This window comes from Pseudanabaenaceae cyanobacterium SKYG29 (assembly GCA_025055675.1).
Taxonomy (GTDB): domain Bacteria; phylum Cyanobacteriota; class Cyanobacteriia; order Pseudanabaenales; family Pseudanabaenaceae; genus M5B4.
This window is the reverse complement of the sequence record JANWWT010000001.1, coordinates 479,633-498,518: the sequence shown is the minus strand read 5'-3', so window position 1 is coordinate 498,518 and position 18,886 is coordinate 479,633. Positions and strand designations below refer to the sequence as shown.

Sequence of the window (18,886 nt, the reverse complement as noted above, 5' to 3'; positions counted from 1 at the left end):
CAACCTAGGATAGATGAGGAATATGCACCTAACCCAGAAAGAAGCGCTCAGTGACTATGTAGCAAATCTGCAGCTGCATATGGCTCTGCAAGCCCGCAACCTCGTTCCTTCTCTGACTATTAGCAGTTGTCAAGACAGCCGTAAGCAGATGTTACAATCAACCCAGGCAGAGTTTGAGCGCTGGGCTTCCCGTTGTTAATGCTTAGTTACATCCTGCAGGACAGTTTAACAATTTGGTGGGGAGATTGGCTGGATTTACGGGTGCGGTTACCCCAGGTAATTGCTTCTGGTCTAATTTCCCCGATGATTTACATCATTGCCTTTGGCTTTGGCTTAGGAAACACGATAGACATCAAAGTGACAGGGGGCAACTATCTCTTCTTTATTTTGCCGGGGATGGTCGCCCTCTCTTCTATGACTATCAGCTTTGGCGGTACGACCTTTTCGGTTTGTGGCGATCGACTCTACAGTAAGACCTTTGAGGAGTTATTGATTGCACCTGTTCATCCCCTCTCTCTGTATCTAGGTAAAATGTTGGCGGGGGTAACTAGGGGCGGCATTACAGCTATTTCCCTTGCCATTGTAGGCTTGCTAGTGTCTGGCAATTGGTATTTTCTCCATCCCCTATTTTTGTTCGTGGTATTTGCCAATTCCATGGTGTTTTCCGGTTTGGGGGTGATCGTGGGATTGAAGGTGCGTTCCCTGGAGGCAGTCGGTCTCTATAACAACTTCTTAATTGTGCCCATGTCCTTTCTGGGTGCTACCTTCTTTGAACCCACTCAGCTCCCTCTGGTCTTGAAACCGATCGTTTATCTTTTACCGCTTACCCATGCCAGTATAGGTCTACGGGCAGTCTTGGCGGGTAGCATCCCACCCTGGAATACATTTGTGGTTCTGTTGGGGTTGTCTGTCTTCTTAGGATGGCTGGGGGCTTACCAGTTCTCCCACCAGCAGGAGTAACTAGGGCTCAAAGCCCTCTAACTCAGGCACATCGGCTACTAGGTGTACCCCCTGGATGTAGAGGGAACGGCTAAACTTGCCTATATTCTCCACCCGCATCCTACCGCCAATTTTCTTAATCTGTACAGCTATATCGATCGCTGCTCCCACACCCCGACTCACTACCTTGGTCACCCCAGAAAAGTCCAGGATAATTTCAGCCACAGGACGATCGAGGTAAGGCTGCACCGTTTGGCGAAAGTAGGGCACCGTGGTAGCACTCAGAGCACCCTCTAACTTGAGGGTAACTTTGTTGTCTTCTTCCTTGGAGGAAATTTTTAACTCGTCTTGTAAAAAGGAGGAGTGAGTCATGATTGGTTATCTGCCTTGGACAAGAAGGTACTCATACGGACTACTGTGCCCTTATTAGAGGACTCGATCTCTAGTTTGTCAACTAGGGCTTTGATCATGTGGATACCAAACCCACCATTTTTTACCCCCATTTCTGAGATTAACTCAAAATTGGGAGGGGGTACGGCATCGGGTTCAAAGCCAGGACCTTTGTCCCTGACCTCTAATATTAGACTATTTTGGCACGCCAATATCACAATTTCTACATCAGCATCGGAATCGCTGTAAATTATGGCGTTGACACAGGCTTCCGTCAGGGCTTGGGCAATGTCTTGTACCCGATCGGGGCTAAATCCCATTTTAGTCGCTAGGGCTTGCACAGCAGCAACAGGTATATCCTCCGCCCCCTCGATGGGGGGGATAGAAATCTGCATCTTAATAGAAGTATCTGCCATGCCCTAATCATGGTTGCTGGGCTAAATATAGCATACCTAGGAGAGGAAATTTTGTAAGGTGGGCAGAAGGGTTTCTAGTAGCTGGGGGGGCAGTTTGGGGGTATTGCTAGTCAAAACTAGGAGGTTCATGGGAATTTTGTATAGAATGAAATTTTGATCACCATAGTGAAATTCCAGGGTATCGTAGTGGGATAGAGGATTGGCAAACTCTATACACTTTTGACGCAGCTTCTCCCTTTGGGAGGGGCTAAGCTGGTGAAACAAACCGCAACTGCGCGGGGGGCAGCGCCTAGCCATTAGTAAAACACCCCTAGCAGTGAGTTCTTTTACGATTTGGTTGAAGTCCATGACTGACATTCCTTTTACCCTTGACCAACTGCGTATTTTGAAAGCCATCGCTGTAGAAGGCAGCTTTAAGCGGGCAGCGGACAGTTTATTTGTGTCACAACCGGCAGTCAGTTTGCAGGTGCAACATCTGGAACGTCAATTAAATGTACCACTTTTCGACCGCGGCGGACGCCGGGCCCAGTTGACAGAGGCAGGGAAATTATTGATTGACTATGGGGAACGGATTTTGAATCTCTGTCAGGAAACCTGCCGCGCTATTGAAGACTTACAGAATTTGCACGGGGGAACACTGGTGATTGGGGCTAGCCAAACGACGGGAACCTATTTGATGCCCCGCTTGATTGGTCAATTCCGGCAGCATTATCCCGCTGTGCAGGTGCACTTACATGTCCATTCTACCCGGCGTACGGCCTGGAGTGTAGTCAATGGGCAGGTGGATTTGGCAATTGTGGGAGGAGAGATTCCGCCGGAGTTGCGCCATTCCCTGGAAATTATCCCCTATGCTCTGGATGAGTTTGTTTTGGTGGTGCCCAAGGACCATGCCTTGTCCCAACGACAGTCTATCCCCAGAGAGGAGTTGTACAATCTGCAGTTTATTGTCCTGGATGGTCAGTCCACCACTAGGAAAGTGATTGACCAAGTGCTCGCCAAAAATGGGGTGGTGCCCCGCCAGTTGCCCGTAACCATGGAGCTAAATTCTATTGAAGCAATTAAAAGCGCAGTACAAGCGGGTCTAGGGGCGGCTTTCTTGCCTCTGACTGCCCTGGAAAAGGAGTTGGAGTTGGGGGTATTGGCACGGGTTCCGATCGAGGGAATGGTAATCCGCCGTCTGTTAGTGCAAATTATGAATCCCCACCGCTACCGCTCAAAAGCAACGGAGGCGTTTTGCCAGCATATCCTGCCTATGTTCCGCGATGAAAGTGTGGCGAACCTACAATTGACGGAGCACTTAGATTTTTAACTTCTGGCGCACTTGCTCTACTTCAGGCAGCCGCAGCGGGAGGAGTAACAGACCGATCGTTAGCAGTCCTGCTCCCCCAGCAATACCTAACCGCCCGCACTGCCACCAGAAATTGGGAAGAAGGGGCAACTGTCGTTCTATGCCCCAGCTGACTAGACCGCCAAGGGTACTGATCAGGCTAATGGCACCGATCGGGAGGCTCCAAGCCCCCAGGGGAAGTCCTCCTAATTTCTGGGCCAGCAAAATCAGTAATAAAATTACGGAAATCAAATTGACAGAGGCGGTTGCTACTGCCAGACCCGGTGCTCCTAGTTGCCCTACCCATAGCCAGTCAAAGAGAGCATTTAGCCCCACCCCCAATACACTCAGACGAAAGGGGGTAGTAGCATCCCCCAGGGCATAGAAAACCCGCACTAATACATCCCGACCCAGATAAACAAACATCCCCACACCATAACCCACTAGCACTGCTGCTACAAATTCTGAGGCTGCCCCCGTAAATTTGCCCCGTTGGTAGATGAGGGACACGATCGGGTTTGCCAGGGCAATCAGCAAAGCACTGAGGGGGAGCATGGTCAAAGCGGTAACTACTAGACCTTGCCGAATTCTTGCCTGCAGTTGCGGAAGGTGTTCAGGGGCAGTTAACCGTGACAGGATTGGCAGCAGGGGCACTAAAATCATGTTGGACATCAGACCCAGGGGAGTTTGCACTAACAGTTGCGCGTAACCCAGGGCAGCCGCCGCCTGGGGAATGTAGGCAGCAAAAAATAGATCGACATTGACATTGATGTAGAGCAAGCCAGAAGAGAGGGTGGCGGGCAGCAAAATGCCCAGAATCTCCCTAACTCCAGGATGACGGATGTGCCATCGTAGCCGTAACCCCCCTAGCCCCGATCGGATTTGGGCTGGTACCTGGGCTAGCCACTGTAAAATTGCCCCCACCAGAGTCCCCCAGGCTAGCAAACGTCCCCCTTGCCACATATCAGCACGATCCCCCAGAGCAAAGATACCCACTGCCACAATCACTGCCAGGCTGGAAAAAATAGGACTGATGGAAGGGAGCCAATACTGCTGACTAGCGTTGAGGGCACCAAAGCCGATGCCAATCAAACCTGCCAGTAATGCCATCGGTGCCATAATCCGCAACTGTTCTACGGCGATTGCCTTCGTGGTCAAACCGACCTCACTGGCATTCAACCCCTGCCACAGAGAAGTAATTGGTTCAGCAAAAATTACTAACAAAACTGTCAGCAATAGCAGAAATAGACCCACGATCGTGTTGACCGTTTCGATAATCACTGCTGCTTCTGCCTGGGGACGACGGGAGATGACACTGACAATGGCACTGTGAAAGGGTCCATTGATGCCCCCCAACAAAATCAGCAAAAAGCCAGGAATGACGTAGGCATAGTTATAGGCATCCACTGCTTCCCCCACACCAAACGCCCAGGCAATTATCACCTGCCGTGCCAGTCCCATCACTTTGCTCAAAAGCGTGGCAATGCCTACAATGCCCGCAATGTTTAATATCGATCGGTTTTGCACATTCTTTACTATCCAGTTTTGCCACTGAGTAAATATAGGGCGGCAGGCGGTCCTTGTCCACTGCAGCCAGCAATTCTGGAGAAAAGCTAAAGAATATCTGGATAGGTTCTGTTTGAGTCTACTGTGGCTGTATCCATTGCGGAAATAGTAACTATGAATACGGAACAAGGGCAGACACCAGAACAGAAAAGTGCAGGCGGTCTAGGCGGTCTAATCAGCGGTTTGCAGCAGAAAGCCAGTGAGATTGCTGAAGGGGTCAAGGACAAAATTGAGAGCGTAGTTGGGGAAGAGACTGTGAAGAAAGTCACAGAAACCTTAAACACAGATGTAGGGGAACTGGCCAAGGATGCTGCTGGTAAGACAATCGACGCCGTAGAGAACCTGGTCGGCAAAGACCTCAACCGTGACAGTACGATCGGGGGCAAACCCGCTGCAACTAACCCAGAAAAAGCAGAAGGTTAAACTAGACCGACAATGACTCGCGGGTGGAACGGCGGGTCAGGGGATGGAGTTCATCAATCCCAGGCAAGCTGAGGAAAAATTGGCGTAACCGATCGCTCATGCCCACTGCCAAGGAAAAATCAGCCCCAGCGATGCTGTCAAGCCGATCGATGTCTACCTCCGCCCAATTCGTTGCCCGCAGGTCTGCCCCCGCCAGATTTGCCCCCGTTAGACGCGCTCCCTGCAAATTCGCCCCCGTTAAAAAGGCGTAGCGTAAATCGGCTTGGCTCAGGCGTGCTCCCCGTAAATTTGCCCCCGTCAGGTCAGCACCCCCCAGATATGCCCCCAGGAGGCTGGCTTCGCTAAGGTCGAGGTGGCGGAGATAGGCTGTGTTAAGTTGTGCCCCGTTCAAATTGGCTCTCGGTCCAATCATCCCCACCGATCGGTAGTTGAAATAGGCAGGAAAGCGGGTAGCTTGGTCGTAGATTGCTCCCTGCCACCGACATTCCACAATCTCGGCTTCCTGGAGATCAGCCCCCCGTAAGTCCGCCCGTAAAAAGCAAGTGTAGTGTAGAATAGCGCCGCGGAGATCGGCCCCCTGTAAGTTTGCCGCCCGTAAGTCTGCGTAGCTAAAATTGCCCCCCCTTAAGTTCGTTGCCCGCAGGTCGGCTCGAATTAGCACATCGTAACTCCAGTCCCGCTGGGATAAATTCTGTCCTGCTCCTACTAGCCCGTAGTGGTCCTGTCTCATGCCCGCTGCCATTCCTCAGTAATTGTTAGGCTATGATAGAACAAAGCGCTCCATAATTTATGACCCTAGACTTGCGTGGTGTCCCCTGTCCCCTTAGTTTTGTCCGCACAAAATTAAAATTAGAACAAATACCGATCGGTGCAACTCTAACAGTTTGGCTTGATCCAGGGGAAGCGATCGAGCAGGTACCCAATAGTCTGTCCGTGGAAGGACATTTAATCGAGAGCCTGATAGAAAAAGATGGTTTCTACGAATTAGTAGTGCAGCGGGGACAAGGTAAATAAACCCACTATGGAATTAACGGGTCAAGTTTTCGCCGTCCAAGCCAATTTCTATCGGGTCAAACTGGACGAACCCTGCCACAATGTCGATACGTTGCTGTGTGTCCGGCGTGCCCGCCTGAAAAAAATCGGTCAGCAGGTGTGGGTAGGGGACCGCGTTGTTATCACAGAACCAGACTGGCAGGGACAAAGGGGAGCGATCGCCGAGGTCTTACCCCGCCGCAACTACCTGGAACGCCCTGGCATTGCTAATATCGACCGGGTAATTCTCATGTTTTCCTGCCAAATTCTTGACCCTGTGCAGATCAGTCGCTTTCTTGTCTACAGCGAATACCTACAGACAGAAATTCTGCTCTGTCTTAACAAACGGGACCTAATTGATGACCAAACTTGGCAGGAATGGCACGATCGGTTGTCAAGTTGGGGCTATGAACCCTTGCCCTTGAGTGTGGAGCAGGGGGAAGGTATCGATTGCCTGGAAAAACGGATTAGCAAGGGGGTAAGTATTCTCTGCGGTCCATCGGGGGTAGGGAAATCCAGTTTGATTAAGTATCTATTGCCCCAATTACCGATCGGGGTGGGCACCGTAGACCCCAAGTTAGGGAGGGGCAGGCACACTACCCGCCATGTGGAGTTATTTGAGGTGCCAGGGGGGGGGAAATTAGCTGATAGCCCAGGGTTTATTCAGCCCGCTTTACCCATGGGGTGCAGGGAACTAGGGCAGTGTTTTCCCGAAATTCGCCGCCAACTGCAGGACAAGCAGTGTGAGTTTAGCGATTGTCTCCATCGGGAAGAGCCAGGTTGTCAGGTCAGCAAAGATTGGGAGCGCTATGAGCACTATTGCCAATTCCTAGCAGAAGTGCAGGAGCAAGAATCCCGCCAGGCTATGACCGCTACTCCCGATGATCCTCTCAAAGTGAAAAAACGAAGTGGCGGTAGAACAATTGTTGAACCCCGGCTCAATCCCAAAAAATATCGTGCTGTTTCCCGTCGGCAATTGGTGCAATCCCTGGAAGCAGACCTAGAGGGCACCGGGCAACCCTAGTTCATTGGTGAGGGCTTCCATCTTGTCCTTCATTGTCTTGGCGGAGAGATGGTAGGCGTTGCGCATTGCTGTCAACACCAAATCTTCTAATACTTCCTTGCCCTGATCAATCGCCTCTTGGCTGATGACAATAGCTGTGGGTTCTTGGTTACCGGTAACTGTCACTTTGACTAGCCCCCCCCCTGCCTCTGCTTCTAGGCGCATTTCTTCCAATTCCTGTTGCAATTCCTGGGAGCGCTCCTTGAGCTGGGTCGCCTTTTGAAAAGCCTCTTTGATTTTGCCTAAGCCAAAACCGCCGAATCCTGCCATATTTTTTTGTCTGCAACTTCCCCTGTATTATGACAGAAATCAGGCGGGGACGATCGAGAATCTGCCACACTCCTAGCCAGCCCCCTAGATAATCCCTGTCATAGTGGAGGTGTAGCAACGGGAATAACTATGCAGAAAGACTTGGTACGTCCCCCCTTAGCATTTCTCCCCCCCCAACCCAATCCGTTGGTCATGGGCGTGGCAGACCTACTGTTACCCCTGTTGACCCGCTATCAGTGCGGACTCAGACAGATGGAGACCGTCAACCCCGACAAGTTGGTGGCTATTGCCCAAGCTTTCCTCCAGCAGCAGGCACGGGTAATTTTTGCTTTTCGCCACCCCACGATCGATGACCAATATGCGCTTGTCCACCTCTTTGGTCACGTCTTGCCCCAAACCGCCCGCAAAATGGGAGTAAAATTAGCCCGTCCTGTACGTCCCTACTTTGCCTACGATCGGGGCATTCCCCTGTGGGCAGGGGAAATCATCACTTGGCTCTATCCCCGCATGGGGGGCATTTCGGTATATCGGAGTAAAGCTGACCGCACTAGTTTGCAGTTTATCCGCCAAACCCTCAAGGATGGAGTGCAACCCCTAGCAATTGCCCCTGAAGGGGGAACCAACGGCTGCAGTGAGGAAATTCGCAAATTAGAACCGGGAGTAGCCCAATTGGGATTCTGGTGTGTAGAGGATTTGGTCAAAGCAGGGAGAGCGGAACAGGTCTGGATTGTGCCCCTGGGTTTCCAGTACATCTATGTCAATTTGGGCTGGCAGAAGTTAGACCAATTTTTACTGCGCCTAGAGCAGGACTGCGGTATTGTTAAACCCCTACCCCATTCCCTGGAAGAGCGGTATCAGCGTCTAGCGGAACTGGGAAATTACATGATTGACTACGTGGCTAACCACTACCAGAAATTTTATCCCCTGCCCCTACCCCCTGCGGTCAAATCTGACCAACTGCAAACCCGCCTCCAGGCTCTATTAGATCACATCCTCACCGTTGCTGAATATCACTTCGGTGTCAGTCCTAAGGGTGACCCCATCGATCGTTGTCGCCGTTTGGAACAGCTGGTGTGGGACCAGGTATTTCGTACGGATATTAAGGATGTAAAGTCCCTATCGCCCTTTGCCAAGGGTTTTGCCAACCAGTTAGCCCAGGAAGCCCTCAACAGTGAATGGCATATGCGCCTAGCAGAATCGATCGTGCACATCTCTGGGGAATACGTAGTTGCCCATCCCTCCCCCACCAGGTTTGCGGAAACTCTGCTCTTGGTGTGGCGTGTCCTCGATCGGATTAAAGGCAATCCTTACGGTCGTCCTCCCTACTTGGGCTTAAGGGATTGTCGCATCAGTATTGGTGCCGTTATCAACGTCAACGATCGGTATGAGAGTTACAAAATCAATCGACCCAAGGCGGTGCAAACCTTGACGGAGGAACTCCAGCAGGAGATGGAAAAGTTAATCATTCCCTCCCCTCTCTAGGTAGCGCTGGTAGAGATCGGGGCGGCGGGTTTGGGTACGCAAAATTTGCTGTTCTTTGCGCCACTGGGCAATGGCAGCATGGTTACCAGTCAGAAGCACTTCTGGCACTTGCCAACCGCGAAATTCCCTGGGACGGGTATATTGGGGGTAATCCAGCAACCCTGCCTCAAAACTCTCATACTTGAGGGAATCTTCCTTGCCCACTGTGCCTGGTAAGAGCCTGACGACGCCGTTAATCAGTGCCAAGGCGGGAATTTCCCCACAGGTCAAAACAAAGTCCCCCAAAGATACCTCCCGCGTCGCCAGATGTTCCGCCACCCGTTCGTCCACTCCCTCGTAGTTGCCGCAGATTAATACTAACTGCGACCTGGTAGCTAACTCCTTTAACAGGGGCTGACTCATTACCTCTCCCTGGGGTGTAAACAAGATCACTTCCCGCTCTTCTATCTGGGGCAGGGATTCCACGGCGGCAAACAGGGGTTCTGGCTTCATCAACATCCCTACTCCCCCCCCATAGGGTTCATCGTCTACTCTGTGATGGCGATCGGTAGTGTAGTCGCGGGGGTTAGTGCAGACAATTGTTGCTATCCCCTTGGCTAAAGCTTTACCCAAAAGTCCCACCTGCAGGGGTGATGTAAAAAATTCCGGAAAGAGGGTGATAATATCAATCCGCATCCCCTATTGTTTCTCTGCCCGCAGTTGTTCTAATTCCTGTCTCAACTTGGCAATTTGTTCTGTCAGCTCCCGCAATTCCTGTTCCGTGTTGTCCGCCACGGTCGTAGCTACTGCTGTTACTGTAGTGCCATCCTCCGTTTTGCTAGTCTGCGTGCCCCGTGCCATTATTTGATCAACATAGCTGCGGGCTTCTGCTTCTGTGCTTACTCCCTTTGCCACTAATTCATCGAGAAACCGATCGAGGTCCTTGATCCGCTCCTCCCGCTTCGTGGCATCCTGGGCAATCTCTAACAGAATAGAAGTGAAACCCAAAGTCACGTAGTACCCCCGTTGCAGTAATTTACCCCAGTCGATAGTATTCATCAATTTCTGCCCCAACTCTACTCCTATTATGTCCCACAACCTGGAGGGTCTGGGTAGGTTTGCTCCCATTTCTGGTAAAGTATTAAGAGTTACTTAAATCAAGTTTAAGAATATGAGCAAAAAGCCAGATCGCGTTGTGATCATTGGTGTGGCAGGAGACTCCGGTTGTGGCAAGTCTACTTTCCTACGCCGTCTTGCCGACCTATTTGGAAAAGATTTAATGACTGTCATTTGTTTAGACGACTACCACAGCCTCGATCGAAAACAACGGAAGCAGACTGGCATCACTGCCCTCGACCCCAGGGCGAACAATTTTGACCTCATGTACGAGCAGATTCGGGACTTGAAAGCAGGGAAATCCGTGATGAAGCCCATCTATAATCACGAAACGGGCACGATCGACCCCCCTGAGCTAGTAGAACCGACGGAAATTATCGTAATTGAAGGTCTGCATCCCCTCTACGACGAACGGGTACGGCAGTTGGTGGATTTTAGTGTCTATCTCGACCTGAGTGAACCAGTCAAAATCGCCTGGAAAATTAAACGGGACATGGCAGAACGCGGTCATACCCTCCAGGATGTGTTACAAGCGATCGAAGCCCGTAAGCCCGATTTTATGGCTTATATTGATCCGCAAAAGCAGTATGCTGATGTTGTCATTCAAATTTTACCCTCTAATCTGGTGCCTGAGGACCCTGACCATAAATATTTACGGGTGCGCCTAGTGCAAAAACAGGGAGTGGATGGATTTGAGCCTGTCTATCTCTTTGATGAGGGTTCAACGATTACTTGGACTCCCTGCGGTAAGAAGTTGACCTGCTCCCACCCTGGTATGCGCTTCTACTACGGACCAGATGAATATTATGGGCATCCTGTGACTGTCCTGGAAGTAGATGGGCAATTTGAGCGCCTAGACGAAGTCATCTACATTGAAACCCACCTCAGTCGTCTGTCCACCAAGCACTACGGGGAATTGACGCAGTTACTGCTCAAGCATCCCGACTACCCTGGCTCTAACAACGGTACGGGCTTGTTGCAAGTAATTGTGGGCTTGAAGATGCGGGCAATGTACGAAAAGTTGACCCAAAAAGAGGCAGTGTTAGTGGGTGCGGCACATTAAGATTGCCATTGTAGGGGACATTCACGATCAGTGGGACGGGGGGGATCATCTGGCTCTGTCCCATCTCCAACCTGATCTTGTCCTGTTTGTGGGGGATATTGGCAACGAAGCTCTACCCCTGGTGGAATTTATCAGTACGCTGACCATCCCTAAGGCGGTTATTCTCGGCAATCACGATGCCTGGTATACGGCTTCTGAGTGGGGGAGAAAGAAATCTCCCTATAAAAACGATGGGCAGGGCTGTCGGGTGACCAAACAACTGGAGATTCTGGGGGACTGCCATGTGGGCTATGGTTACAAAGACTTTCCTGAGTTGGGCTTGTCGGTGGTGGGGGGCAGACCCTTTAGCTGGGGGGGGGCAGAGTGGAAAAATGCTAGCTTCTATGCCGAGCGGTTTGGCGTAACGGATTTTCAGTCATCCCTGGATTTGATTTGTGCTCAAGCTAGGCAGGCGCAGTGTCCTCATCTAATCTTTCTAGGGCACAACGGTCCCATTGGCTTGGGGGAACTGCCTTCTTCTCCCTGTGGCAGGGATTGGCAACCCCTTGGTGGGGATTACGGTGACCCCGATTTCTACAGTGCCATTGAGGTTTGCCGCCTTACCCGATCGGTTCCCCTGGTCGCTTTCGGCCACATGCACCATCACTTGAGAGTCCAGCCCTACTACAGAGAAACGATCGTTGTGCAAAATGGTACTGTCTATGTCAATGCTGCTTGTGTGCCGCGCTGGCGGTTGGTGGGGGCAAGTATCTTTCGTTTTTTTACGGTTGTGCATTTAGTTGATTATCAAGTGGAATGCGTCAGGCAAGTCTGGGTGGATGAAAATGGTACGATCGGCATAGAGGTTGTCACTACAATACCAACTGTACCTGGGAACCTTTGTCTGTTTTAGACACTTCAATAACAGTAGAGAAGGCTTCTTTGAGTTTGGGCATGTGGGTGATGACAAGAATACAGGCAAAGTCCTGGGCAACGGCTTCAATCGCGGCAACTAACCGATCGCAGCCTGCTTCATCTTGACTGCCAAAACCTTCATCGATAATCAGAGTTTGGAGTGTGCCCCCTGTGCGTTGGGCAAGGATACGGGAAAGGGCGAGGCGGACAGCAAAATTAATGCGGAATGCTTCTCCCCCTGAGTAGGTTTCATAGGGTCTTGTCCCCTTGGCATCAGCAATTTCTATGTCTAGGGTTTCAATGAATTTATCTGCCTTCTTGTTGGACTTTTGCGTGATAAATCTCAGGCTGAGTTGGTAGTTGGTCAGCTGACCTAGTATTTGATTAGCCTCTGCTTCAATTTGGGGAATAATGGTTTCAATGATGAGGGTGGGAATGCCATTTTTGCCAAAGCAATTTGCTAGTTCTTGATAGATGTTTTGTTTATGTTCCAGTGCTTGTTTTTGTAGTTGTAGTTCCTGGATTTGCTGTTGATATAGTTGTAGTTGGTGGCAGAGTTGTTCCAGTTTGCCTATCTCGATCGTGTAGTTGTCTAATGTCTCCTGGGCAGTGGCAATTTTCTGGTTGATGTCGGCCAGGGCGGCAGTGTAGTCAGGGCAGGCATCTAGTAGTCCTTGATAATTCCTCTGTTCTTGCTGCCAAGTTGTGATTTGCTGTTGTTTTTGCTGTAGGATGTGACAGGTGGAGTAATATTGTTGCTGTATTTGGGGTAGTTGCTGCAGTGCTAGTTGGAGTTCTTGGTATCGCAGTAGGTAGGGTTTGTATTCTGCTTGGGTTTTACTAATTTGCTGATGGAGAGCAGGACTATAACCAAGGGCTTGTAACTGTTGGTCACATTGATGGATTTGGGCTTGTACATAGGGGTCAATTTGTCGTTGCTGTAACCGATCGGTCAATTTGCTGACTTGCTCTTCTATCTGGGGTACAAGATGGGCAATTTGCTGTAATTGTTGTTGGGCTTGTTGCAGTTCCGCTAGCTTGATTTCTGACCACCGTAATCTCTCTACTTCATTCCGTAACAGAGCATGGTCACGTTCGTCATAGCCAATTTGTTTGATACTCTCCCTTAACAGTTGCATTTCTGTTTGGATTTCCTCTGCCCAATTCCCTTGGGTGATTTGGGTCTCGATTGCTTGTATTTCTTGGGAGAGGAGGGAAAAACGATCGGTAATTGCTGTCATTGCCTCTAACTGGGATTGAATTCTGCCTTTTTGTTCTAGGAGACGACTATAGGGCTGTAATTCTTGGCGTAGGCGGACGTATTCTTCCCGGAGGACTTTAATTTCTGTTTCTGAAGTAGCCTGTTGTTCTTTAATCAGCCATATCTCTAGTTGCAGTTCTTGTAGCAGCTGTTGGTGTTTTTTTTGCACGTACTGGCGGTGATGGGTAGCAAGGGGCTGGTCACAGAGGGGACAATTAGCTTGGGGGGCTTGCATCTGTTTGAGATTGATTTCTGTCTGCTTGATCTTCTCTTCGTACTCTTGCATGCGCACTTTTAGTCTTTCCAGGAAGTCGCGTCGTTCCAAACCTTTTTCATGGACTCGCTGTTGATAGACCTGCTTCTTCTGTAATGCGGCAAGTTGTTGCTCTAATACCTGCAGTTGCTGTTGTAGGGGCTGTTGTTGAGATAGTTGCTGTTGCAATTGACCTTGTTGTTGTAACAATGCCTCTCGCTTTGCCTGCAAGTTAGCTTTTATCTGCTCCCACTGTCGTTCCAAGGTGTGCAATCGCTGTTGCAGGGGGGTGACTTGGGCTTGTCTGCGGTCGTAGTCCTGTAATTGCCATTTTTGGGCTTGGTATTGCTGATAAGCAGACTCAATTTCTGCCTGGCGCTGTAGTGTTTTGCCCAGCTGTTGCCGTTGTTTCTGCAATTCTTCCAGTTGGGTTTGATATTGCCGTATTTCTAACTTGATCTCCGTTTCTATTCTCTGTAACTGTTCCCTTAGTTGTTGTCTTCTTTCCCCAATCTGTTGATACTGGCTTTGCTTTTGCCCGATCGCTATTAATTCCTGGGTAATTTGTTGGTATCGCTCGTAGTTTTGCTCGATCGTTTCCCGCTCCCTAATTATGCTACCTAACTGTTTCCACTGGCGATATTGTGCTTGCCGCTGCTGCTCTAGGGCTGATTGCTCTTGCTCTGCCTGCTGAATTTGCTGCTGTAACCAGCTGATCTTTTGCAGTAATTCCGAGCGGTAGCGCTGTTGCGCTTCCCACTGCTGTTTTTGTGCTTCCTGTTGTGCTATAAACTCCTTTATTTGCAGTTTTGCCTGGCGTAACTCCTCTAGTTTTGCTGTTACCTGACCCTGGGGTTGTAACTGTTGCTGTAATCGCTGGATTTGCTGACTGATAGCTGTCAATTCTCCCCGTGTTTGTCTGGCAACATCCTTAGCCCGTTCCGCCAGTACTTCGTATTGGTCTAGTTGCAAAATTTCCGCTAGGAGTTGTTTACGTTCCTGGGGGCGTTTGACCATCAATTCATCCGCTTTGCCCTGGCGCAGATAGGAACAATAGATAAAAGTGTCATAGTCCATCTGCAGTTGTTGGTTGAGCATCTGCTGAGTTGCTCGCAGTCCCCGTTCTGTGAGGGAGCGAAATTTACCATTGCTCAATATCTGCACTTCTAGGTTGCTGGCTTGCCCCCTGACCCGCGTGCGCAATACCCGATAACAATTCCCCCGATTGAGAAAGGTAAAGTCTACTTGCATTTCCTTCTGTCCCTGATGAATGAGGTCATCTTCCGTCTCCGCACGGGATTTTCCCCACAACACCCAGGTTATGGCATCTAACAAAGAGGATTTGCCCGCACCATTTTCTCCACAAATACAAGCAGTGTGTAACCCCTCCAAGTTCAGCACGGTGTGGGTGTGGCTCAAAAAATTTTTTAAGACTAATTTCTGTGGTATCATTTCTTAACTTCAGGTTATGCTAATAGTTAAAATATCATGCCTCCTCTACCAATATTATGGAGCTGCAAACTCGCATCGCGCGACAGCGTGTTCTGCATATCATTGACTCCTATTGCCTACGGGGTAGTGATCCTGCGCAATTTAACCGCCGCTTAGAACAACTTTTTGCTCTCTACCAAACCAGCCAAATTGAATTAGCAATCGTCGATACCCTTGTGACTACCTGGACAATCTTACCCCCCGTTAAAGGTATCGATTTTATCGATCGGGTAGAATTTCGGTTGACTGCAAATCTTCCCCCCATAGTATCGACAATTCACTACCAGGCAATTACAGGACTAGACGGCACTCACCTCTTCCAGCGGGATAATGTTAAGATAAATTAACAAAGTCTTGGTTTAACCATGGGAAAACTGGTGTTGTTGTTACCTTTTTTCTTGTGGGGAACGGCGATGGTGGTGATGAAATCTGTCCTACCCCACACGACTCCGCTGTTTATGGCGGGTTTACGGCTGGTGCCAGCGGGTATGCTGCTTTTACTGGCGGCAAGTTGGTTTAATCGTCCGCAGCCGAGAACCTGGCGAGCGTGGGCTTGGATTGGGGTGTTCGCTTTTTTTGATGCGTTCCTATTTCAGTTATGCTTGGCGCTGGGTCTAACAGAGACAGGGGCAGGTCTGGGTTCCCTGCTGATTGATTCCCAACCGATCGCGGTAGCTGTGCTTGCCTTCCTGATTTACAAAGAAAAAATTGACAGATATTGTGGTTTAGGTTTGGCGCTGGGGATTGTGGGCATTACTTTGGTAGGTATGCCAGCAGAGGTGCGTCAACTAGTCCTAGCGGGAGATTGGCAGGGGGCATGGCACTCAGGTTTGTTTGCCAGGGGGGAATGGTTCATGCTGGCGGCTTCTCTGTCTATGGCGATCGGGACGATTTTGATTAGACCTGTGGTGGCAGTGGCTGACCCCGTGGTAGCAACAGGTTGGCATATGGTGTTGGGGGGATTGCCCTTGTTGTTGTGGTCGGTGGGAGATAGGGCTGCCTGGGGAAGTCTGTCGGGCATAGATTGGGCAGGGATGCTCTACATGAGTGTGATGGGGAGCGCGATTGCCTATGGTCTCTTCTTTTATTTCGCTTCCAGGGGCAATCTGACATCTTTGAGTGCCCTAACTTTTTCCACACCCATGTTTGCTCTCCTATTTTCCAGTTTCTTTCTGCAGGAGCGGTTAGCCTGGGTGCAATGGCTAGGAGTGGTAGTTACCCTCGGCAGTATCTATTTGGTAACTCGTGCCCATGACTAGCAGTGAGGATGGCCAAACTGGGGCGGCTGATTTAGAAGTAGCCGTAGGACTTTTCAACCAACAGGATTTTTATCTCTGCCACGACATCTTGGAAGAAATTTGGCACAACGCTCCCCCAGAGGAACGCAATTTTTATCAGGGATTGTTGCAAGTGGCAGTGGGTTGTTATCACCTTCAGCAGGGGAACACCAACGGGGCTAAGATTTTGTTAGGGGAAGGCATTTATCGCCTGCACCAGTACGAAGATGGCTATCACGGTCTTGATCTAGGACATTTCCTAGAAGGGGCAGAAAATTTACTCCTCGCTTTGCAGGCAGATGCCCCACTCCCCCCCTACCCCAACCTGGGGTATTATGAAGAAAGATGAATTTCCCCTACTCTATGAACTTAGCGATTCCCGACAACCTCCGTCCTGTCTTGACTTTTGTCCATCCGACTTTGATGTGGGTGACTTTAGCTGTGATGCTCTATGCTGCTTACCTCGGTCTGCAAGTGCGCAAACTCCGTCTGGCGAAAGGGGAGGAGAAGAAGGCTCTGCAAGAGGAAGCGGGCGGTACCCTCAAAGCTCTCAAGGATAAGCACTTTGTCACTGGTTCCCTCCTGCTGATTGGCTTAGTGATGGGGAGCATTGGTGGCATGGCAGTTACCTACATCAATAACAACAAGCTGTTTGTCGGACCCCATTTAATCGTGGGTTTGAGTGTGGCGGGTTTAGCTACCCTCAGTGCTGGTCTTGTACCCTGGATGCAAAAAGGCAAGGAGTGGGCAAGACTGACTCACATTTCCCTCAACACCCTGTTGGTGAGCTTCTTTCTCTGGCAAGCAGCTACAGGGGTACAAATCGTGCAACGGATTCTGGAATCGATGACCAAGGCTTCCTAGTATGGCGTTTGCTGTTCACTGTCTACCGGCCCTCAAAGATAACTATATTTTTCTGCTCCACGACCCCGATCGTGCAGAGGCGGCAGTAGTTGACCCAGCGATAGCCGAACCTGTTTTGAGCAAGTTAGCAGAACTAGGGGCAAAACTGGTAGCTATTTTCAATACCCATCACCACAGCGACCATGTGGGGGGCAATCGGGACTTACTATCCGTCTATCCCCAGGCAACTGTCTATGGTGGCGCGGCGGACAAGGGGAGAATCCCAGGGCAAACGGTGTTTTTACAGGAAAACGATCGGGTTACTTTTGGCGGGGAAGAGGCAGAGATTTTATTTATCCCAGGGCACACGCGGGGACATATTGCCTACTACTTTCCCCAGTCTGGTCATCTTTTCTGCGGCGATACGCTCTTTAGCGGCGGCTGCGGTAGGTTGTTTGAGGGAACGCCCAGCCAAATGGTACAGTCGCTGTCTAAATTACGCCAATTGCCCGAAGCAACCCAGGTGTGGTGTGCCCACGAATACACCCTCAATAATCTCAAGTTTGCTCTCACTGTTGACCCCGATAACTATGCTCTGCGTGCTCGTTTCCAAGTAGTCCAGGAAATGCGCGCTAACTACATTTGCACTATCCCCTCCACGATCGGGCTGGAAAAAGCGATCAATCCCTTCCTGCGCTGGGATACCCCTGCTATACAGGCGGCGACTGGGTATACAGAACCCGATCGGGTGTTTGGTAAGCTGCGGGGTATGAAAGACCTATATGTCGCCTAGGGAAACGGGGGAGCGGCGGGTCAAAGATGTGGGAGAGGCGGGCTTGTTGGAACTGTTCCGCCCCTTTTGCCACAACAGTGTTGGCGATGATGCGGCTCTTTTAGGGAGTACCTTGCCCCACCACAGTGTGGTAATTACAACAGATATGCTGGTAGAGGGGGTACATTTCAGTCCCCAAACCACCAGTGCTGAAGACGTGGGCTGGCGGGCAGCGGCGGCGAATTTGTCTGACTTGGCAGCTATGGGGGCAAAGCCTTGGGGGTTGGTCGTAGCAGTTGGTCTCCATCCCGAAACCCCTGTGGGCTGGATCGAGGGGGTTTATCGCGGCTTCAGGGAGTGCCTGATCGCCTACAACACTGTCCTGGTGGGGGGTGATACTGTCCGCTGTGACCGCAATGTCATTAGTGTTACTGCTCTGGGACAAGTGCTCTACCACCAAGCAATCTATCGCCATACTGCCCAACCAGGGGACCGGGTATTAATTACCGGTGACCACGGTCTGTCCAAGGCGGGCTTAGAAATCTTACTCCATCCTGAACTAGGAGAACCTCTGACACCAACGGAACGGCAGCTGCTCTGTCATGCCCATCAACGTCCCCGCCCCCGCTTAGATGTGATTCCTTTGCTGTGGCAATACAGCGATCGGGTCTGTGGGATGGACAGCAGTGACGGACTAGCGGATGCTATCTATCAAATTTGTCGGCTGAGCCAAGTGGGGTGTGTGATTGACTGGGAGAATTTTCCTGTGCCGAAATTACTGACAAAAGTAGCAGGGGAAAATGCCCTGGATTGGGTACTATATGGCGGCGAAGATTTTGAATTAGTTCTCTGCCTGCCGGAAGCAGCTGCTATTAACATAAACCAGCAATTGCCAGGTAGTTCTATCATCGGTACAATTACCGACCAAGGCATTAATCTACCTCAGGGTAGAGCCTTTCAACATTTCACCTAACTGTCTCTCCCACAGGATATACTAAATGGAATCGAGAGCGAGAGAAAGGGGAAAGT

At 50.4% G+C, this 18,886-nt stretch carries 24 protein-coding genes; 15 read left to right on the top strand and 9 right to left on the bottom strand.

Annotated elements, in window-relative coordinates:
- Positions 1-13: 13 nt before the first annotated feature.
- Positions 14-199 (top strand): hypothetical protein, encoded by a 186-nt coding sequence (locus NZM01_02425; protein MCS6958887.1) that lies wholly within the window; start codon positions 14-16, stop codon positions 197-199.
- Positions 199-960: an ABC transporter permease gene (locus NZM01_02420; protein MCS6958886.1), complete on the top strand. Its 762-nt coding sequence runs from the start codon at positions 199-201 to the stop codon at positions 958-960. The genes NZM01_02425 and NZM01_02420 overlap by 1 nt, the downstream gene beginning before the upstream one ends.
- Here the strand turns inward: NZM01_02420 and NZM01_02415 are convergent, their stop codons facing one another.
- Genes NZM01_02415 through NZM01_02405 form a run of 3 tightly spaced genes read right to left on the bottom strand, consistent with a single transcriptional unit; the run spans position 961 to position 2,093 of the window.
- Positions 961-1,311 carry an STAS domain-containing protein gene (locus NZM01_02415; protein ID MCS6958885.1) on the bottom strand — a complete coding sequence of 117 codons (351 nt, stop codon included), beginning with the start codon at positions 1,309-1,311 and terminating at the stop codon, positions 961-963. It abuts the gene before it with no gap.
- Entirely contained in the window at positions 1,308-1,745 is a 438-nt protein-coding gene (locus NZM01_02410; GenBank protein ID MCS6958884.1) for an ATP-binding protein, read from the bottom strand. Before NZM01_02410 ends, NZM01_02415 begins: the two co-directional genes overlap by 4 nt.
- Before the next feature lie 36 nt (positions 1,746-1,781).
- On the bottom strand, positions 1,782-2,093 hold the full coding sequence (locus NZM01_02405; GenBank protein MCS6958883.1) for a hypothetical protein: 312 nt from the start codon (positions 2,091-2,093) through the stop codon (positions 1,782-1,784).
- On the opposite strand from NZM01_02405, the gene NZM01_02400 reads away from it, so the two are divergent.
- Positions 2,092-3,054, top strand: coding sequence for a LysR family transcriptional regulator (locus NZM01_02400; protein ID MCS6958882.1), 963 nt, complete (start codon positions 2,092-2,094; stop codon positions 3,052-3,054). The genes NZM01_02405 and NZM01_02400 overlap by 2 nt on opposite strands.
- On the opposite strand, the gene murJ is transcribed toward NZM01_02400, so the two are convergent.
- The gene (gene murJ / locus NZM01_02395) at positions 3,043-4,599 is read right to left on the bottom strand and encodes a murein biosynthesis integral membrane protein MurJ (protein MCS6958881.1); all 1,557 of its coding nucleotides are present in this window, start codon (positions 4,597-4,599) and stop codon (positions 3,043-3,045) included. The genes NZM01_02400 and murJ overlap by 12 nt on opposite strands.
- 153 nt (positions 4,600-4,752) lie before the next feature.
- Between murJ and NZM01_02390 the strand changes: the two genes are divergently transcribed.
- Positions 4,753-5,061, top strand: coding sequence for a hypothetical protein (locus tag NZM01_02390; protein ID MCS6958880.1), 309 nt, complete (start codon positions 4,753-4,755; stop codon positions 5,059-5,061).
- A gap of 1 nt (position 5,062) precedes the next feature.
- On the opposite strand, the gene NZM01_02385 is transcribed toward NZM01_02390, so the two are convergent.
- Positions 5,063-5,791, bottom strand: coding sequence for a pentapeptide repeat-containing protein (locus tag NZM01_02385; protein ID MCS6958879.1), 729 nt, complete (start codon positions 5,789-5,791; stop codon positions 5,063-5,065).
- Between the two features lie 59 nt (positions 5,792-5,850).
- On the opposite strand from NZM01_02385, the gene NZM01_02380 reads away from it, so the two are divergent.
- Positions 5,851-6,075 carry a sulfurtransferase TusA family protein gene (locus NZM01_02380; GenBank protein ID MCS6958878.1) on the top strand — a complete coding sequence of 75 codons (225 nt, stop codon included), beginning with the start codon at positions 5,851-5,853 and terminating at the stop codon, positions 6,073-6,075.
- A 7-nt stretch (positions 6,076-6,082) separates the two neighbouring features.
- Positions 6,083-7,117: a ribosome small subunit-dependent GTPase A gene (gene rsgA, locus NZM01_02375; GenBank protein MCS6958877.1), complete on the top strand. Its 1,035-nt coding sequence runs from the start codon at positions 6,083-6,085 to the stop codon at positions 7,115-7,117.
- On the opposite strand, the gene NZM01_02370 is transcribed toward rsgA, so the two are convergent.
- A complete protein-coding gene (locus NZM01_02370; protein MCS6958876.1) occupies positions 7,094-7,426 on the bottom strand; it encodes a YbaB/EbfC family nucleoid-associated protein in 333 nt (110 codons plus the stop codon). The genes rsgA and NZM01_02370 overlap by 24 nt on opposite strands.
- 129 nt (positions 7,427-7,555) lie before the next feature.
- Here NZM01_02370 and NZM01_02365 point away from each other — a divergent pair, with 129 nt between their 5' ends.
- The gene (locus NZM01_02365) at positions 7,556-8,908 is read left to right on the top strand and encodes a 1-acyl-sn-glycerol-3-phosphate acyltransferase (GenBank protein MCS6958875.1); all 1,353 of its coding nucleotides are present in this window, start codon (positions 7,556-7,558) and stop codon (positions 8,906-8,908) included.
- Here the strand turns inward: NZM01_02365 and trmD are convergent.
- A complete protein-coding gene (gene trmD / locus NZM01_02360) occupies positions 8,885-9,583 on the bottom strand; it encodes a tRNA (guanosine(37)-N1)-methyltransferase TrmD (GenBank protein ID MCS6958874.1) in 699 nt (232 codons plus the stop codon). The genes NZM01_02365 and trmD overlap by 24 nt on opposite strands.
- A gap of 3 nt (positions 9,584-9,586) precedes the next feature.
- Positions 9,587-9,946 (bottom strand): hypothetical protein, encoded by a 360-nt coding sequence (locus tag NZM01_02355; protein MCS6958873.1) that lies wholly within the window; start codon positions 9,944-9,946, stop codon positions 9,587-9,589.
- A 112-nt stretch (positions 9,947-10,058) separates the two neighbouring features.
- Between NZM01_02355 and NZM01_02350 the strand changes: the two genes are divergently transcribed.
- Positions 10,059-11,066, top strand: coding sequence for a phosphoribulokinase (locus NZM01_02350; protein MCS6958872.1), 1,008 nt, complete (start codon positions 10,059-10,061; stop codon positions 11,064-11,066).
- Positions 11,053-11,958, top strand: coding sequence for a TIGR04168 family protein (locus NZM01_02345; GenBank protein MCS6958871.1), 906 nt, complete (start codon positions 11,053-11,055; stop codon positions 11,956-11,958). The genes NZM01_02350 and NZM01_02345 overlap by 14 nt, the downstream gene beginning before the upstream one ends.
- On the opposite strand, the gene NZM01_02340 is transcribed toward NZM01_02345, so the two are convergent.
- Positions 11,918-14,926, bottom strand: a complete 3,009-nt coding sequence (locus NZM01_02340) for an SMC family ATPase (protein MCS6958870.1) — start codon at positions 14,924-14,926, stop codon at positions 11,918-11,920. The two genes, NZM01_02345 and NZM01_02340, sit on opposite strands and share 41 nt — an antisense overlap.
- Before the next feature lie 56 nt (positions 14,927-14,982).
- Between NZM01_02340 and NZM01_02335 the strand changes: the two genes are divergently transcribed.
- Genes NZM01_02335 through thiL form a run of 6 tightly spaced genes read left to right on the top strand, consistent with a single transcriptional unit; the run spans position 14,983 to position 18,830 of the window.
- Positions 14,983-15,312, top strand: coding sequence for a hypothetical protein (locus NZM01_02335; GenBank protein ID MCS6958869.1), 330 nt, complete (start codon positions 14,983-14,985; stop codon positions 15,310-15,312).
- A gap of 18 nt (positions 15,313-15,330) precedes the next feature.
- Entirely contained in the window at positions 15,331-16,224 is an 894-nt protein-coding gene (locus tag NZM01_02330; GenBank protein ID MCS6958868.1) for a DMT family transporter, read from the top strand.
- Positions 16,217-16,591, top strand: a complete 375-nt coding sequence (locus NZM01_02325; GenBank protein ID MCS6958867.1) for a DUF309 domain-containing protein — start codon at positions 16,217-16,219, stop codon at positions 16,589-16,591. The genes NZM01_02330 and NZM01_02325 overlap by 8 nt, the downstream gene beginning before the upstream one ends.
- 14 nt (positions 16,592-16,605) lie before the next feature.
- On the top strand, positions 16,606-17,106 hold the full coding sequence (locus tag NZM01_02320) for a DUF4079 domain-containing protein (GenBank protein MCS6958866.1): 501 nt from the start codon (positions 16,606-16,608) through the stop codon (positions 17,104-17,106).
- A gap of 1 nt (position 17,107) precedes the next feature.
- Positions 17,108-17,878: a hydroxyacylglutathione hydrolase gene (gene gloB / locus NZM01_02315; GenBank protein MCS6958865.1), complete on the top strand. Its 771-nt coding sequence runs from the start codon at positions 17,108-17,110 to the stop codon at positions 17,876-17,878.
- On the top strand, positions 17,868-18,830 hold the full coding sequence (thiL, locus tag NZM01_02310) for a thiamine-phosphate kinase (protein ID MCS6958864.1): 963 nt from the start codon (positions 17,868-17,870) through the stop codon (positions 18,828-18,830). Before gloB ends, thiL begins: the two co-directional genes overlap by 11 nt.
- Positions 18,831-18,886: the final 56 nt, after the last annotated feature.

Coding starts and splice junctions, on each gene's coding strand:
- NZM01_02425 (MCS6958887.1), top strand. CDS start 14: ATGAGGAATATGCACCTAACCCAGAAAGAAGCGCTCAGTGACTATGTA.
- NZM01_02420 (MCS6958886.1), top strand. CDS start 199: ATGCTTAGTTACATCCTGCAGGACAGTTTAACAATTTGGTGGGGAGAT.
- NZM01_02415 (MCS6958885.1), bottom strand. CDS start 1,311: ATGACTCACTCCTCCTTTTTACAAGACGAGTTAAAAATTTCCTCCAAG.
- NZM01_02410 (MCS6958884.1), bottom strand. CDS start 1,745: ATGGCAGATACTTCTATTAAGATGCAGATTTCTATCCCCCCCATCGAG.
- NZM01_02400 (MCS6958882.1), top strand. CDS start 2,092: ATGACTGACATTCCTTTTACCCTTGACCAACTGCGTATTTTGAAAGCC.
- NZM01_02405 (MCS6958883.1), bottom strand. CDS start 2,093: ATGGACTTCAACCAAATCGTAAAAGAACTCACTGCTAGGGGTGTTTTA.
- NZM01_02390 (MCS6958880.1), top strand. CDS start 4,753: ATGAATACGGAACAAGGGCAGACACCAGAACAGAAAAGTGCAGGCGGT.
- NZM01_02385 (MCS6958879.1), bottom strand. CDS start 5,791: ATGAGACAGGACCACTACGGGCTAGTAGGAGCAGGACAGAATTTATCC.
- NZM01_02380 (MCS6958878.1), top strand. CDS start 5,851: ATGACCCTAGACTTGCGTGGTGTCCCCTGTCCCCTTAGTTTTGTCCGC.
- rsgA (MCS6958877.1), top strand. CDS start 6,083: ATGGAATTAACGGGTCAAGTTTTCGCCGTCCAAGCCAATTTCTATCGG.
- NZM01_02370 (MCS6958876.1), bottom strand. CDS start 7,426: ATGGCAGGATTCGGCGGTTTTGGCTTAGGCAAAATCAAAGAGGCTTTT.
- NZM01_02365 (MCS6958875.1), top strand. CDS start 7,556: ATGCAGAAAGACTTGGTACGTCCCCCCTTAGCATTTCTCCCCCCCCAA.
- trmD (MCS6958874.1), bottom strand. CDS start 9,583: ATGCGGATTGATATTATCACCCTCTTTCCGGAATTTTTTACATCACCC.
- NZM01_02355 (MCS6958873.1), bottom strand. CDS start 9,946: ATGAATACTATCGACTGGGGTAAATTACTGCAACGGGGGTACTACGTG.
- NZM01_02350 (MCS6958872.1), top strand. CDS start 10,059: ATGAGCAAAAAGCCAGATCGCGTTGTGATCATTGGTGTGGCAGGAGAC.
- NZM01_02340 (MCS6958870.1), bottom strand. CDS start 14,926: ATGATACCACAGAAATTAGTCTTAAAAAATTTTTTGAGCCACACCCAC.
- NZM01_02335 (MCS6958869.1), top strand. CDS start 14,983: ATGGAGCTGCAAACTCGCATCGCGCGACAGCGTGTTCTGCATATCATT.
- NZM01_02330 (MCS6958868.1), top strand. CDS start 15,331: ATGGGAAAACTGGTGTTGTTGTTACCTTTTTTCTTGTGGGGAACGGCG.
- NZM01_02325 (MCS6958867.1), top strand. CDS start 16,217: ATGACTAGCAGTGAGGATGGCCAAACTGGGGCGGCTGATTTAGAAGTA.
- NZM01_02320 (MCS6958866.1), top strand. CDS start 16,606: ATGAACTTAGCGATTCCCGACAACCTCCGTCCTGTCTTGACTTTTGTC.
- gloB (MCS6958865.1), top strand. CDS start 17,108: ATGGCGTTTGCTGTTCACTGTCTACCGGCCCTCAAAGATAACTATATT.
- thiL (MCS6958864.1), top strand. CDS start 17,868: ATGTCGCCTAGGGAAACGGGGGAGCGGCGGGTCAAAGATGTGGGAGAG.